Origin of the sequence: Marinicella pacifica, assembly GCF_014636635.1 — a bacterium.
In the GTDB taxonomy this organism is placed as follows: domain Bacteria; phylum Pseudomonadota; class Gammaproteobacteria; order Xanthomonadales; family Marinicellaceae; genus Marinicella; species Marinicella pacifica.
Window position 1 is genome coordinate 408932 of sequence record NZ_BMEO01000001.1, and the last position, 13531, is coordinate 422462.

Annotated in this window: 17 protein-coding genes; 10 read left to right on the plus strand and 7 right to left on the minus strand. The window is 46.0% G+C overall.

The window, feature by feature from the left end; all coding sequences use genetic code 11:
• Nucleotides 1-2: 2 nt before the first annotated feature.
• Nucleotides 3-668 (minus strand): hypothetical protein, encoded by a 666-nt coding sequence (locus IEV16_RS01770; RefSeq protein ID WP_188363940.1) that lies wholly within the window; start codon nucleotides 666-668, stop codon nucleotides 3-5.
• Nucleotides 649-1536 carry a 1-acylglycerol-3-phosphate O-acyltransferase, YihG family gene (gene yihG / locus IEV16_RS01775; RefSeq protein WP_188363941.1) on the minus strand — a complete coding sequence of 296 codons (888 nt, stop codon included), beginning with the start codon at nucleotides 1534-1536 and terminating at the stop codon, nucleotides 649-651. The genes IEV16_RS01770 and yihG overlap by 20 nt, the downstream gene beginning before the upstream one ends.
• A gap of 171 nt (nucleotides 1537-1707) precedes the next feature.
• On the opposite strand from yihG, the gene metK reads away from it, so the two are divergent.
• From metK to IEV16_RS01810, 7 genes are all read left to right on the plus strand, one after another.
• Nucleotides 1708-2868, plus strand: a complete 1161-nt coding sequence (metK, locus tag IEV16_RS01780) for a methionine adenosyltransferase (protein ID WP_188363942.1) — start codon at nucleotides 1708-1710, stop codon at nucleotides 2866-2868.
• A 32-nt stretch (nucleotides 2869-2900) separates the two neighbouring features.
• Complete coding sequence (gene ahcY, locus IEV16_RS01785) at nucleotides 2901-4322, plus strand: adenosylhomocysteinase (RefSeq protein ID WP_188363943.1); 1422 nt, start codon at nucleotides 2901-2903, stop codon at nucleotides 4320-4322.
• Between the two features lie 72 nt (nucleotides 4323-4394).
• Nucleotides 4395-5237 (plus strand): methylenetetrahydrofolate reductase [NAD(P)H], encoded by an 843-nt coding sequence (gene metF / locus IEV16_RS01790; protein WP_188363944.1) that lies wholly within the window; start codon nucleotides 4395-4397, stop codon nucleotides 5235-5237.
• A gap of 87 nt (nucleotides 5238-5324) precedes the next feature.
• On the plus strand, nucleotides 5325-5663 hold the full coding sequence (locus IEV16_RS01795; protein ID WP_188363945.1) for a type II toxin-antitoxin system RelE/ParE family toxin: 339 nt from the start codon (nucleotides 5325-5327) through the stop codon (nucleotides 5661-5663).
• Nucleotides 5650-5967: a helix-turn-helix domain-containing protein gene (locus IEV16_RS01800; RefSeq protein WP_188363946.1), complete on the plus strand. Its 318-nt coding sequence runs from the start codon at nucleotides 5650-5652 to the stop codon at nucleotides 5965-5967. The genes IEV16_RS01795 and IEV16_RS01800 overlap by 14 nt, the downstream gene beginning before the upstream one ends.
• A 128-nt stretch (nucleotides 5968-6095) precedes the next feature.
• Entirely contained in the window at nucleotides 6096-6317 is a 222-nt protein-coding gene (locus IEV16_RS01805; RefSeq protein ID WP_188363947.1) for a TA system antitoxin ParD family protein, read from the plus strand.
• On the plus strand, nucleotides 6304-6600 hold the full coding sequence (locus IEV16_RS01810) for a type II toxin-antitoxin system RelE/ParE family toxin (protein ID WP_443093934.1): 297 nt from the start codon (nucleotides 6304-6306) through the stop codon (nucleotides 6598-6600). Before IEV16_RS01805 ends, IEV16_RS01810 begins: the two co-directional genes overlap by 14 nt.
• A gap of 60 nt (nucleotides 6601-6660) precedes the next feature.
• Here the strand turns inward: IEV16_RS01810 and IEV16_RS01815 are convergent, their stop codons facing one another.
• The 3 genes from IEV16_RS01815 to IEV16_RS01825 all read right to left on the minus strand — a co-directional run bounded on the left by IEV16_RS01815 (nucleotide 6661) and on the right by IEV16_RS01825 (nucleotide 9028).
• Nucleotides 6661-7164 carry a hypothetical protein gene (locus IEV16_RS01815; protein ID WP_188363948.1) on the minus strand — a complete coding sequence of 168 codons (504 nt, stop codon included), beginning with the start codon at nucleotides 7162-7164 and terminating at the stop codon, nucleotides 6661-6663.
• A 432-nt stretch (nucleotides 7165-7596) separates the two neighbouring features.
• The gene (locus IEV16_RS01820; RefSeq protein WP_188363949.1) at nucleotides 7597-7998 is read right to left on the minus strand and encodes a GFA family protein; all 402 of its coding nucleotides are present in this window, start codon (nucleotides 7996-7998) and stop codon (nucleotides 7597-7599) included.
• Between the two features lie 205 nt (nucleotides 7999-8203).
• Nucleotides 8204-9028 carry a MipA/OmpV family protein gene (locus IEV16_RS01825; RefSeq protein WP_188363950.1) on the minus strand — a complete coding sequence of 275 codons (825 nt, stop codon included), beginning with the start codon at nucleotides 9026-9028 and terminating at the stop codon, nucleotides 8204-8206.
• A gap of 351 nt (nucleotides 9029-9379) precedes the next feature.
• On the opposite strand from IEV16_RS01825, the gene IEV16_RS01830 reads away from it, so the two are divergent.
• The 3 genes from IEV16_RS01830 to IEV16_RS01840 all read left to right on the plus strand — a co-directional run bounded on the left by IEV16_RS01830 (nucleotide 9380) and on the right by IEV16_RS01840 (nucleotide 11935).
• On the plus strand, nucleotides 9380-11050 hold the full coding sequence (locus IEV16_RS01830; protein WP_188363951.1) for an aminotransferase class V-fold PLP-dependent enzyme: 1671 nt from the start codon (nucleotides 9380-9382) through the stop codon (nucleotides 11048-11050).
• Nucleotides 11050-11436, plus strand: a complete 387-nt coding sequence (locus IEV16_RS01835; protein WP_188363952.1) for an alpha-ketoglutarate-dependent dioxygenase AlkB — start codon at nucleotides 11050-11052, stop codon at nucleotides 11434-11436. The genes IEV16_RS01830 and IEV16_RS01835 overlap by 1 nt, the downstream gene beginning before the upstream one ends.
• Nucleotides 11437-11671: 235 nt before the next feature.
• Nucleotides 11672-11935 carry an alpha-ketoglutarate-dependent dioxygenase AlkB gene (locus tag IEV16_RS01840; RefSeq protein ID WP_188363953.1) on the plus strand — a complete coding sequence of 88 codons (264 nt, stop codon included), beginning with the start codon at nucleotides 11672-11674 and terminating at the stop codon, nucleotides 11933-11935.
• A 163-nt stretch (nucleotides 11936-12098) separates the two neighbouring features.
• Here the strand turns inward: IEV16_RS01840 and htpX are convergent, their stop codons facing one another.
• Complete coding sequence (htpX, locus tag IEV16_RS01845) at nucleotides 12099-12992, minus strand: protease HtpX (protein ID WP_188363954.1); 894 nt, start codon at nucleotides 12990-12992, stop codon at nucleotides 12099-12101.
• A gap of 70 nt (nucleotides 12993-13062) precedes the next feature.
• The gene (locus IEV16_RS01850; RefSeq protein WP_188363955.1) at nucleotides 13063-13494 is read right to left on the minus strand and encodes a hypothetical protein; all 432 of its coding nucleotides are present in this window, start codon (nucleotides 13492-13494) and stop codon (nucleotides 13063-13065) included.
• Between the last annotated feature and the right edge of the window lie 37 nt (nucleotides 13495-13531).

A 13531-nucleotide genomic window follows, 5' to 3' on the forward strand; every position in this document is an offset into this window, starting at 1 on the left:
GGTTAATCTTCCACTTCCAGTGAAATATTAGAAATATCAACTTCCGGTTCTTTGTGCTTAACCTTTTTAACAATCGGCTCATCGGAATCGTCCAATTCAATGCCATCCACCGGTATATCCGGTGTCTCCACTGGTTTGGCGTCCACCATAATGGCACCCACCTCAGCTGTGGACAATTCATCAATATTTATGTCAGGCACTTCAACTTCCTTTGGCTCAACAATCGGTTTTTCCGCATTTTCATAAATCCGAATATGATCAATGTTTACTTCGGGCGGTTCGACACCCGCTTTGTCTTCCAGGCGATCAAAATCAAGTGACAATTTAATATGAGACGTTTCTATGTGGGTTTCCGGCGGTTGTATCGGTCGCAGAATAACCACCCCCGGTTCACTGAGTTCCCATTCTTTTTGTTTTTGATTGGCCGACTCAACTTCGTTTTTGACTAAACTGACCCGAATACCGGCCTTTTTCAGGACACTTCGAAAGTGACTGGCTTTATCCATAGGCAGGGATTTTTTTAACACACGGGTTTTGCCATCGAAAAAGACCGCCGCCTTTTCAGCCGGCATCTTAAACAACCTGGCAAAGTTGGCACGTGCCTGGTCTGCATCAACGCCGCGCACCTTTTTGCCTTTAAAAACCACTTTAAATGTCTGATTGTCCATAAAAATCACCCAAGTTACTGTCTTGTTTATACCACATTTGCTCAAGCCAGTTAAACAGTTCTTGTTTGAATTTAGCATCCGTCATGTAATTTTTCTGTAAAAGCGAGGCAGGAATCGCTATTTTCTCCACTTTAATACGAACTTTTTCAAAATCGCCCGATAAATACTGCCACATGGTTGGCGGTTTCGGCTTATAGGCCAGCGTCACCAGTAATAAAGTTTGCATTTTTTCACCCAAAGCACCCAACACAAAACCCACTCCACCGGCTTTGGGCTTCAGCAAGTAGCGGTAAGGAGAATTCTGTTTGTCATGTTTAGTCGGCGTAAAACGCGTGCCTTCCACAAAATTAATCACTGAAGTGGGAAAATGTCTGAACTGCTCACAGGATTTTCGCGTGGCTTCCATGTCCTTGCCTTTAAGGTGTGGTTTTTTCGCCAGTGTCTCCCGGCTGTAACGTTTCATAAAGGGAAAATCCAGCGCCCACCAGGCCAGACCTAAAAAAGGCACCCAGATCAGTTCTTGTTTTAAAAAGAATTTTAAAAATGGAATGCGGCGGTTAAACACCGCCTGCAAAACCGGTATGTCGGTGACGCTTTGATGATTCGCCACCACCAGATACCAGTCGTCTCGACTGAGTTCGGGCAAAGCTGCTGTTTCTATTTTTGAACCATGAATGCACCGAAAACTCAGGCTGTTGATGGCAACCCAAGTTTCTGCAATCAACACCAGGATTTTTGAAAATAACACCCGCAAGACCCGAATCGGAATCAACAGTTTTAACAATGCAACCAACATCAGAATCGTGACCATCACCAGCGTGTTGATAAGTAAAATAAGTGCCGATAAAACACCTTTAATAAATTTCATAGAGCCCTTAATAAGTACAAATCCAATAAATCAAAATATAGGCGACATCTAATTTTGCAAGTCAATCACGGCTTATGGGTATTAATTTACACTTTATTGTCTTTTAAACTGGACATTCAGCCAAAAAAAAATACAATATATCTCTTTATTCGCATTAAGAGATATATTGCCATGAGCAACCACCTGTTTACCTCGGAATCTGTATCCGAAGGCCATCCGGATAAAGTGGCCGATCAAATTTCCGATGCCGTCCTCGACGCCATCATTAAAGATGACCCCAAAGCCCGTGTGGCCTGTGAAACCATGGTCAAAACCGGCACCGCCATTGTTGCCGGTGAAATCACCACCAACACCTGGATTGATCTTGATGAGTTGGTACGTGATGTGATTACCGGTATCGGCTATGATTCTTCCGATGTCGGCTTTGACGGTAAAACCTGTGCGGTGATGTCACTCATCGGTAAACAGTCCTATGACATTAATATCGGTGTTGATCGTAAATCACCCGAAGAACAAGGCGCCGGCGACCAGGGCCTGATGTTCGGCTATGCCTCGAATGAAACCGATGTCCTGATGCCGGCACCAATTACCTTTGCCCATCGTCTGGTGAAACAACAATCCGATGTGCGCCGCGCCAAACAGGTGCCGTGGTTACGACCCGATGCCAAATCGCAAGTCACCTTCCGCTATGAAGATGATAAACCGGTGGCCATCGATGCGGTGGTGTTATCCACCCAACACGATGAAGATGTGCGTTTGCCTGACCTGCGCGAAGCGGTGATGGAAACCATTATTAAACCGGTCCTGCCGGCTGAATGGCTGACCAAAGACACCAAATATCATATTAACCCAACCGGCAAATTCGTGATTGGCGGCCCGGTGGGTGACTGTGGCTTAACCGGCCGCAAGATTATCGTTGACACCTATGGTGGCATGGCCCGTCACGGTGGTGGCGCCTTTTCCGGTAAGGATCCGTCAAAAGTGGACCGTTCGGCGGCTTATGCCTGTCGTTATGTGGCCAAGAACATTGTCGCCGCGGGCCTGGCCGATCGCTGTGAAATTCAGGTGTCTTACGCCATCGGCGTGGCTGAACCCACATCCATCAGTGTCACCACCTTCGGCACCAACAAAGTACCTGAAAGCACCATCGAACAACTGATTAAAGACCATTTTGACCTGCGTCCCTATGGCATCATCACCTCACTTGATCTGTTAAAACCCATATACCAACAGACATCCGTATATGGCCACATGGGTCGTGACGACATTGATTTAACCTGGGAACGTACCGATAAAGCCGACTTACTGCGTTCAGAAGCCGGCCTTAAGTAACCCATTCACATTAAAAAATTTAAGAGTTAATTATGACAACAGACAACGTAAAAAACCTCCAACCCGATTACGCCATTGCCGATTTGGGCCTGGCTGAATGGGGCCATAAAGAAATTCGCATTGCCGAAACCGAAATGCCGGGTCTGGTTCAGATTCGTGAAGAATACAAAGATCAGCAACCACTGAAAGGTGCCCGCATCGCCGGCTCCCTGCACATGACCATCCAGACGGCGGTACTGATTGAAACCCTGCGCGCATTGGGTGCCGATGTCCGTTGGGCCTCCTGTAATATTTATTCCACCCAGGATCACGCGGCCGCCGCCATGGTTGACCAGGACATTCCGGTTTATGCCATTAAAGGCGAAACCCTGGAACAATACTGGGAATACACCCATAAGATCATGGAATGGTCTGACGGTGGCGCACCGAATATGATTCTTGATGACGGTGGTGATGCCACCTTATTGTTAATTTTAGGGGCCCGCGCCGAGAAAGACGCGTCCATTCTGGATAATCCCGAATCTGAAGAAGAAACCTACTTGTACGCGTCAATTAAAAAACGCCTGCAAACCAAACCGGGCTGGTATCAAAAAACCCTGGATTCAATTCAGGGCGTAACCGAAGAAACCACCACCGGTGTGAAACGGTTGTACGAAATGGCTAAAGGCAGCGAACTGCCCTTCCCGGCCATTAACGTCAACGACTCTGTAACCAAATCAAAATTTGACAACCTCTACGGCTGTCGCGAATCGCTGGTGGACGCCATAAAGCGTGCCACTGATGTCATGATTGCCGGTAAAACTGCGGTGGTCTGTGGTTATGGTGATGTGGGTAAAGGCTCCGCCGAATCATTACGCGCACTGGGCGCCATTGTCTGGGTCACTGAAATCGATCCGATTTGTGCCCTGCAAGCGGCGATGGAAGGCTTTAAAGTCGTGGACTTAAATGATGTGGTGGATAAAGCCGATATCTTTGTTACCGCCACCGGCAACTACCAGATTATTAACTTCGAGCACATGAAAGCCATGAAAGACCAGGCCATCGTCTGTAACATTGGCCACTTTGACAATGAGATCGATGTGGCCAGTTTAGAGAAAAACTGCGAATGGGAAGGTATTAAAGACCAGGTTGACCACGTGATTTTCGAAGACGGCAAACGCATCATCTTACTGGCCAAAGGCCGTCTGGTGAACTTAGGCTGTGGCACCGGTCACCCAAGTTTTGTGATGTCCAATTCATTCACCAACCAGGTATTGGCACAAATTGAATTGTTTAAAAATGGCGACAACTATGAAAACCAGGTGTATGTCTTACCGAAACATTTGGACGAAAAAGTAGCAAAACTGCACTTAGAACGCGTTGGTGCAAAACTCACCACCTTGACCGAAAAACAAGCCAAATACATCGGCGTCGACGTTGAAGGCCCTTATAAGCCGGAGCACTACCGTTACTGATGTGTGCGGTTACCAACAAACCGTTTGAAATCAAAAGCCGACCCCCGCGTTCGGCTTTTTTTATGAGGTTCCATGATGAATAAACCTAAATTTGGTCTGAGCTATGAATTTTTCCCGCCCAAGAGCGACGAGCAAAAAGTCATCTTAAAAGACACCCAGAAAAAACTCCGCGAAACCCATCCGGATTTTTTCTCCGTCACCTTTGGCGCCGGCGGCTCCACCCTCACCGCCACCGCTGAAACCGTGATTGGCTTAAAACAACACGACACCCCGAAAGTCATCCCACACTTATCCTGCATGGGCGGCACCCCGGATGACATTAAAAAATTACTGAATAAATACCTCGATCATGGTATCACTGATATTCTGGCCTTACGCGGTGACGTGCCTTCTGGCATGGGTTCGGTGGGTTATTTCCGCTACGCCAATGAACTGATTGAATTTATCCACCAGGAATTCCCCGACACGTTTAACATCACCGTCGGCTGCTACCCCGAAGTCCACCCCGAATCTGTATCTTTGGATACTGAACTGAAATACTTTAAACGCAAAGTCAACGCCGGCGTCGACCGCGCCATCACCCAATTCTTTTTCAATCCCGAAGCCTACTTCCAGTACGTGGATTTATGCGAAAAAAACGGTATCGATGTGCCCATCACCCCGGGCATTATGCCCATCACCAATTACAGTAACATCAAACGCTTCTGCGGCTTCTGCGGCACCGACATGCCCCGCTGGCTGCACTACAAACTGCAAAGCTACGGCGACGACCGCAAAGCCATCCAGGCCTTCGGCACCGACTACACCATCCGCCTGTGTCAGCAATTATTAGAACAGAGCGTCCCCGGTATCCACTTTTATACCCTGAATCGGGCTAAAGCGACTTTGGATGTGGTGCGGGCTTTGAGTGGGTGATAATTTTAGTAAGTTGGGCTGAGAACCGCGCAGCCCAACCCACCTGACTGCTTGACTCCATGTCAAATCTGACATATTATAACCGTTATGAGTCCAAAAGATAAACCACTGGTTTGGTTGCATGGCGAGGTGAAAACACCGCCGTTTTCATTAGAAGCCAGATTAGAAGCAGGGTTTTTACTTCGCAGACTTCAGTCAGGTGAAAAAATAAGCCTGCCACACTCACGACCCATGAAGACGATTGGTCGACATTGTCATGAGCTTCGTATCATTGATGAGGATGTGACTTGGCGAATCATGTACCGGATTGACGATGACGCCATTGTGATTGCTGAGGTATTTGCAAAGAAAACCCAGACGACTCCAAAGAAGATTATAGCCCTTTGTAAAGAAAGATATATGAGGTATGACGATGAAAGCAGCTAAAAAGAAAAAACTTGAAGCCAAGGGCTGGAAAGTAGGCTCAGCCGCAGATTTTTTGGCGCTTAGTCCGGAAGAAGCTGCGTACATTGACTTGAAGCTTTCTTTGTCCAAGCGCTTGAAGGAAATGCGAACCCAGAAAAAAATGAGTCAGACAGCTTTGGCAAAAGAAATTCACTCAAGCCAATCACGCGTTGCGAAAATGGAATCGGGTGATGCTTCGGTGAGCCTGGATCTGTTAATTAAATCACTTCTGGCGGTTGGCGCATCAAATCGTGACTTAGCAAAAGCAATTTCTTCAGGAGCTTAATGGTAAGGATTTTTGATGGACTGAACCCATCCTACTTGGCTGTTTAACATCCTCGCATTATAATGCAGCATCTTGCCACATATGACGCATCCTGCTACAATTAGTGACTTTTAAAAATATAAATCATTATGCCCAGCAACAGTATTCGCTTAGATCAGGAACTGATTGAACAAGCCGCCATCATAGGAAAAGCCCTTAATCGCAGCACACCCAAGCAAATTGAGCATTGGGCAAAAATAGGCCAAATCATGGAAGACAATCCCGATTTACCCTACGAATTTGTTAAACAAGCCATTATTGCTCAGGCCGAACGCGACGCCGGCAAACTTGAGACGTATGACTTTGACTAAAGCCACGCAAGTCTTACAAACACCCACCTTCAAGAAAGTGGTTAAAAAACTCAAACCCAATCAGAAAAAAGACCTTGATTTAGCCGTCAAAGCACTAATGAAAAACCCCAAAATCGGAGAACAAAAGAAGGGTGATTTGGCCTTCTTGCGTGTTTATAAATTCAAAATGAACAAACAATTAACCCTCTTAGGTTACAGTTATAACGAAGGCACACTTGTTCTTGAACTCATGGCTCTCGGCGCACATGAAAATTTCTACCGCAATGTTAAGCGAAAGACATAACGCCGCGCTATGCGGCAAATTTGGAGCGCATCGGAAAATTTCTCCGGCAGCAGCGCCTTGTTATGCAAATACATTTGTAGTTTTATGAACTGAAAGCCAATTGACGTGATTTTTTAGTGCTTCAAATTCTCGTAAGTCAATGTGGCGGTCTTTCAATTCCTTTTTACAACGAGATAAATACTCTTCGATAGCCGCCAGTACACCGTCGCTCGTTTTTTCCCATATTTCACCTTCAGCAACTAGTTTGTGTGCTTTGAATTCAAATCTCTTCTTTCTTGTCCTCACCTTTCTTCGTGACTCAGTACTCCAATACTCACCTCGAATTTGGCTACCCATAAAGAAAAGCTTGATGTGCCCAACAACCTCATTAAATTCCCAGTCGCCACCATAGGATGAACGGTGACTTCTTCTCCAGCCCTCTACCATTCCCGGGTTGTTTCTCTGAAAATTCACATCCCATGATCTCGAAACAAGTTTTTTGAAGTCTTCTTTCATTTGCGAATAATACTTATCTTCAGACAATCGATAGACTGGTATTACCATAAAATATTGATCGAAGACCATGATTAACCCTTGGGTGCATAACGAGCCACGCTGAACAGCAGCATGGCTTGGGTTAAAATTTTAATTTTAGCACAGGTCATGTCTGCTGGTTCAGGTTGTTACGGAGCGCTTGCGCGACGGGACAACCTGAAGGCATTCAGCGGGGCTCGTTACAGGAGGCGCGAAAGCGTCTCCTGTAACAATTTATTAAACATGCATTTTAGCCGTTATTCCGGGTTAATTTTAGCTTTTTTGGGGCTTTTAGTACCTTACAGCCAGTTTAAACACAAATTTTCCTTTGATTTTTGCGTTTTTATCCGGCCTATTCGAGATTAAAACGCATTAGTGTGCTATTAACATCGATGTAGCCGGATAAAAACGCATTTTAGATAATTTGAGGCATCAATGTTACACGGCAACACAGACTTAATAGACGCGTGATAGCCGCTCACTTTACTCCGGCAAACGTTTGAATTTCGGTGCTTTATCGAGCTTTATATACCAGCTTGCTTTACTGGCGGTAAAAATATGCGCTGTTGGTTGCAGCGAGATGTCGGTGTCTAAGCAGCCGGCGGGAACGACGAGACCATCAGTGTCCTGGTCGCTGGGCAAGGCTGAGCCACAGGTTTGACAAAAACTTTTTTGGTGGCGGGTGCCCGGAAGCGTAAATGAAACCACCGCTTCTGCACCGCTCAGCCAGGTTAATCGGGCAGACTGCGAGAATAAATTAGCCGCATGGGCAGATCCCGTATCTTTCCGGCAATACTGACAATGACACAGGTAAAAACTGTCAAAACGCCCCGCCACCTCAAACCTGACGCTACCACACAGACATGAACCCTTTACATCAGCCATTCATTTCTCCTCAAATTATTTTTTTATGTTTTAAACCTTTCTCACACTAAAGAAAACTGAATATATTTATCTTTTAGTAGAACATTTTACAGTTTTTCTTGTTCCCATGCGCCACCGTGGGAACACCTGTTTCTATCTAGTACAATATCCCAGATACGTTCCCACGCAGCGTATGGGAACGAGCCTTATCGAGCCAAAAAACTATTTAAAAGATGTAGATAAAGCCGATGCCGACTTCAGCTTCGTAGTCACTGCGAACTATCGGGCTTTTTTTGATGTCACTGCCATAATGTTCATACACCGCTTCACCAAAAAATTGCCAGTTTTTAGTCACATAGTGTCTGTAAATATAATTTATGCCGATGGATCGGTATCCACCATCCAAATTTGTTTCAGCCAGGCCGGAAGCCGCTGATTGTTCAGCAGTTATGCCAAAATCCCGGTTAGCATAATCATCATCATGGAAGGTAACACCGATGCCAATTTCAGAACCACTGCCATCCATTTGATTGCCAAACCGATAACCACCGCCGAGAAGTAAGAAGTTGCCTTCGTCTCCGGCCAGTAGCCGGCCATCCAACCAGTAACGCCAATCTGAAGTCAGCGATTTTCGAACTTCAAAAACCACTTCTGTACTTTCATCTGTATCGCCCAAACCGGCTAAACGACCGTCATCTGAGTCACTTTCTTCACGACCTTCTTCAAATGCCAATGTGGCTTGCAATAACCAGGTTTCATTTCTTAAACCTCGCCAACCCAATGCTTCACCGGCAAAGAAAAACATGTTGTTGCCCGAACGCCATTGGATTCCACCGGCCAAATCCGGTTCAAATTCAAACTCGTCAGAGCCTTCATAAGCGGTCTCATATTCAACACCTAAACCCAAACCAAAGCCCCAGCCATCACCGTCGGTAAAGTCATTAATTGATGGGAGAGGAACCATAACTTCTCTGTCTTCTTGTGAATAAGCCAATTGACTAAAAAAAGCCAGTAATAAAAACACAGTAAGATAACTTATAAATTTAGACATTATAAACTCCTAAAATTTTTAAATTATTATAGACTCTGACTGTGAAAATTCTGTTCATGACTAGATATTAACAAAGGTGTGTTCTAGGGACTTCAATTACCTGGCCTAATCGGCTCGGCGAATCGTGCTGCTAAGCAGTACTCCTCTGCGTCCTGGTCACTTAACTTTGCCTTCTTTTGACAAAATTACACTGCTCGATTATCTGCTAGCGTGGATAAAAAGACTAGTTTGGTCGAGCAATACCTTGGCGTTATCCGAAGTCTTGAGTAAACAAATCAAAGGTCATTGCATTTAACCATTGGCCTCTCTAAAATGCACATTCATTGCGCTGTTTATGTTTAGACCGTACCCATGAAAAAAATAACCCCTGAATTTTTGCGGAGCGCCATGATTGGTGTCGATGCCCCATTTTGTACGCCGTTTGGTGAGCGTCTGATGACCTATTGCGATTACACCGCTTCAGGTCGGACCTTGTTGTTTATTGAAAAATATTTAATGCGTTTACAGCGGAATTACGCCAATACCCACACGGAAGATGATATGACCGGGCGGTCGATGACGCAACTCTTGGAAGAGGCTGAACAGCAAATTAAAGATGCGGTCGGCGCCAATAAGGACGACCGCATTATTTGCGTGGGAACCGGCGCTACCGGTGCCATTACAAAACTTCAACAGATTTTAGGGACTTATTTACCGCCGGCCACGCGGGCTCAAATTGGAGCCTCGGCGGATTGTGATCTGGATAAAATTAAGGCTCAGGCACCGGTGGTATTTTTAGGGCCTTATGAGCACCATTCCAATGAGATTTCCTGGCGTGATGGTTTATGTGAGGTGGTGGAATTAGACCTCGACGAACACGGTCATGCGGACATCAAACAACTCGAACAATTATTACAAAAAGATGCCTATAAAGACCGGCTTAAAATCGGCACCTTTTCAGCGGCGTCCAATGTCACCGGTTTAATCTCGCACACACGTGACCTGTCGCGACTGATGCACCAGTATGGCGGTCTGGCATTTTTTGATTATGCCGCCAGTGCGCCCTATGTGGACATAAACATGCACCCAAATGATGATCCTCAAGGTTATTACGATGCGGTGTTTATGTCGCCGCATAAATTCTTAGGTGGCCCGGGTTCATCAGGTGTGTTGGTCTTTAACAAGAAAATTTACAACCCGGAATTAAATCCAACCGTTTCCGGCGGTGGCACCGTGAGCTATGTCGCCCGTCATGATCACGATTTTGTCGATGATATTGAGGAGCGCGAAAAAGCCGGCACACCAGGTGTCTTGCAAATCCTACGGGCGGCTTTATGTTTTGCGGTCAAAGAACAGATTTCGGTGGAAAAAATACATCAGCGTGAACAAGGCTGGTTAAAACAGGCTTTCAGTGCCTGGCAAGCCCACCCACGGATTGAAATTCTGGGTGATCAGAACCCCGAAAACCGGGTCGGGATTGTTTCCTTTAATATCAAAACCGCATCCGGTAAATACCTTCACCCAAAATTCGTCACGGTATTGCTGAATGATTTGTTTGGTATTCAGTCGCGAGCGGGCTGTTCCTGCGCCGGACCTTATGGCCATCAGTTATTGGGTATCGATGAAAACACCTCCGAACAATATCGGGCCTTGATTGAACAAGGCTATCACGGGATAAAACCAGGCTGGTGTCGGGTGAGTTTTCACTATGTCATGGATGAGGCAGAAATTCAGTACATCATCGATTGCGTGCGATTTATTGCCGATAACGGCACAGATTTTTTGCCCTGGTATAAATTCTGCTTAAAACAAGCGGCCTGGGAACATATTAAAGATGACAACAAGTGCCCGAAATTGTCCCTCAAAGCGGCTTTTGACCGTCATGATGAAACCCCGCAGCCATTGTCTGCGCACATCAGAAAATCACTGTATGCACAATTTTTACAAGAAGCCGAGCGCTTTAAAACCGAAGCCAAATCCTTACCGGTCCGACAACCTCAGAACCTGCCGGAAATTGAGCATCTGAATCAATTTATTGTGTGATGAACACCGGCGATATCTTTGCGGCACTGAACACCTCAGACAGCAATCTGCTGCCCCGGGAAGGCGAAGTGTATTACCACGGTGTGGTTTTTAGCCAGCAACAAGCCGATGATTATTTTCAACGCTTGTTTACGGAAATCAATTGGCAAGCAGACCAGGCACAGTTTGGTGGCAAAATCATTAAAACCGCGCGCAAAGTCGCCTGGCATGGTGAACGTGATTTTCGTTATCGCTATTCAGGTGTGGAAAAAATTGCTAAGCCGTGGACGCCGACTTTATTGTCAATAAAAGAAATCATCGAAAAGAAAAGTAAAACAACCTATAACAGCTGTTTATTAAATTTATACCACGATGGATCTGAGGGTATGGTCGGTGTAGTGCATTGAGCAAATGTGCATTATGAGAGCCAGACACAAGCCTTATAACAAGGCATCGTTTGCAGGTAATGGCCCAAGTCCTTATCAAGAACGATAACGCCGTAATGAGGTTTGTGGCTGGCTCCCGAAGGGTGAACCCTAAAACAGCCATCTACGGCGTTATGTTTCCTTGCAATATGAATAACTATTACGAAGAAAACAAGCCTTGTAGCTGACTGTTTTATGATTCACTCATAACGTACATTTGCTCAATGCACTACACAAGCACAGTGATGGCGAGAAGGACCTCAAACAGGGTGCGGCCATTGCCTCGGTGAGTTTTGGTGCTGAACGCCGGTTTATGTTCAAACACAAACAAAGTAAAGAAAAAGTCGCCATACCTTTAGCGCATGGCAGCTTACTAATTATGCAAGGCGAAACCCAACAGCACTGGCTACACCGATTACCGCCGACTGTAAAAGTCACTGACCCACGAATTAATCTGACGTTTCGTACAATAGAGCAATAAGGAAACAATTTCATACACCATAGAGTAACTCAGTAATGACCACCTCGTTCCCACGCTCCGGCGTGGGAACCCATAGGTTAATTTTAGTATTCAATAAAGCATGCGTCCCCACGCAGAGCATGGGGACGAGGTTGTTTCGGTGTGGTTGACAGGAAGATCTGAGTTAAGCCCGCTGATTGTTCTCCAGTGCAGCAATCCGGTCTTCCAACGGCGGATGGGTGGCGAACAATTTGGACAGCACCTGCCGCACTTGACCACCACTGGTGATGCCGAAGGCGGCGAATTCACCTTCCAGTGGCTCGGTTCGGGAACTGCGCTGCAAGGCTTTTAAGGCGTCAATCATATTTTGATTACCCGCCAAACGTGAACCACCTTCGTCAGCATGAAATTCACGCCATCTGGAAAAGGCATTGACAATCATCGCGGCCAGGAATCCCAGCACAATTTGCGCTATCAAGGTGCCGATAAAAGAACCCATGGTGTAACCGCCGCCGCGTTCATCGCGGGTGGCTGCGGCAATGGCATAGCCGATAATGCGCGAGAAGAAAATCACAAAAGCGTTGAGAATTCCCTGTATCAACGCCATGGTCACCATATCACCATTGGCAACATGGGCCACTTCATGGCCGAGCACCGCTTCCACTTCGTTGCGTCGCATGGAGTGCAATAAGCCGGTACTGACTGCCACCAGGGCATCATTTTTTTTCATACCGGTGGCAAAAGCGTTGGGTGAGTCGGACGGAAATATGCCCACTTCCGGCATGCCGATACCGGCCGCCTGGGCTTGTCGTTTGACGGTATCAACCAACCATTGTTCATCGGCGGTTCGCGGCTGTTCAATGACCTGCACACCCATGGCTTTTTTCGCCATCCACTTGGACATGGCCAGTGAAATAAATGAACCCACTGAACCCCATAACAAGGAAAAGACCGCCAAAGCCCGGTAATCGAGGCCATTTTCGGTTAAATAATGATCGAAACCAAATAACCGCATAAAAATCGTAATCACCGCCAAAATGGCAATATTGGTGGCAACAAACAACAAAACTCTTTTCATTGTATTCTCAAAAAACAAACTAAAAACATGGCTTAGACCTTAAAAGTTCAGACTGGTTTCAAAAATCAACTTAAAACAAACCGCCTAATTTATCACCGATGCTGCCAAGGCTACCGCCAAGGATGTCCTTGATGGGTGATGGATCATCATCCGGGGTTTCTGAATTTTTTTCGGTCAGTAATCGCAACAAATAAGGCATGATAATCGCCACGATACCGGTGGCTTTGGCACCGGAAAAACCGAGTTTTTTCTGTAAACTGTCCACAATACCGCCGGTGATCGATGCTTGCAGCGAGTCGGCTTGTTTATTGTTGTCATTTTTGCTGAACAGACTCATGACGCCGTCAAGACCCTGATCCAGCAAATTTTCACCGATTTTCCCGGTCGCTTGTTCTTTAACCACCTCAAAAATACCGTTTAATTCTGCGCCACTTACGTTTTCTTTTTGTTGTAATTCTCCGCCGACTTGTTGCTTCAGCTGATTCATTATGCCATCTATCATGTTTGACTCCTGAGTTGATTAGAAAAATTATTATAGC

Excerpts from the sequence above, each read along its gene's own strand:
- IEV16_RS01770 (WP_188363940.1), bottom strand. The coding sequence starts at position 668 with ATGGACAATCAGACATTTAAAGTGGTTTTTAAAGGCAAAAAGGTGCGC.
- yihG (WP_188363941.1), bottom strand. The coding sequence starts at position 1,536 with ATGAAATTTATTAAAGGTGTTTTATCGGCACTTATTTTACTTATCAAC.
- metK (WP_188363942.1), top strand. The coding sequence starts at position 1,708 with ATGAGCAACCACCTGTTTACCTCGGAATCTGTATCCGAAGGCCATCCG.
- ahcY (WP_188363943.1), top strand. The coding sequence starts at position 2,901 with ATGACAACAGACAACGTAAAAAACCTCCAACCCGATTACGCCATTGCC.
- metF (WP_188363944.1), top strand. The coding sequence starts at position 4,395 with ATGATGAATAAACCTAAATTTGGTCTGAGCTATGAATTTTTCCCGCCC.
- IEV16_RS01795 (WP_188363945.1), top strand. The coding sequence starts at position 5,325 with ATGAGTCCAAAAGATAAACCACTGGTTTGGTTGCATGGCGAGGTGAAA.
- IEV16_RS01800 (WP_188363946.1), top strand. The coding sequence starts at position 5,650 with ATGAAAGCAGCTAAAAAGAAAAAACTTGAAGCCAAGGGCTGGAAAGTA.
- IEV16_RS01805 (WP_188363947.1), top strand. The coding sequence starts at position 6,096 with ATGCCCAGCAACAGTATTCGCTTAGATCAGGAACTGATTGAACAAGCC.
- IEV16_RS01810 (WP_443093934.1), top strand. The coding sequence starts at position 6,304 with ATGACTTTGACTAAAGCCACGCAAGTCTTACAAACACCCACCTTCAAG.
- IEV16_RS01815 (WP_188363948.1), bottom strand. The coding sequence starts at position 7,164 with ATGGTCTTCGATCAATATTTTATGGTAATACCAGTCTATCGATTGTCT.
- IEV16_RS01820 (WP_188363949.1), bottom strand. The coding sequence starts at position 7,998 with ATGGCTGATGTAAAGGGTTCATGTCTGTGTGGTAGCGTCAGGTTTGAG.
- IEV16_RS01825 (WP_188363950.1), bottom strand. The coding sequence starts at position 9,028 with ATGTCTAAATTTATAAGTTATCTTACTGTGTTTTTATTACTGGCTTTT.
- IEV16_RS01830 (WP_188363951.1), top strand. The coding sequence starts at position 9,380 with ATGAAAAAAATAACCCCTGAATTTTTGCGGAGCGCCATGATTGGTGTC.
- IEV16_RS01835 (WP_188363952.1), top strand. The coding sequence starts at position 11,050 with ATGAACACCGGCGATATCTTTGCGGCACTGAACACCTCAGACAGCAAT.
- htpX (WP_188363954.1), bottom strand. The coding sequence starts at position 12,992 with ATGAAAAGAGTTTTGTTGTTTGTTGCCACCAATATTGCCATTTTGGCG.
- IEV16_RS01850 (WP_188363955.1), bottom strand. The coding sequence starts at position 13,494 with ATGATAGATGGCATAATGAATCAGCTGAAGCAACAAGTCGGCGGAGAA.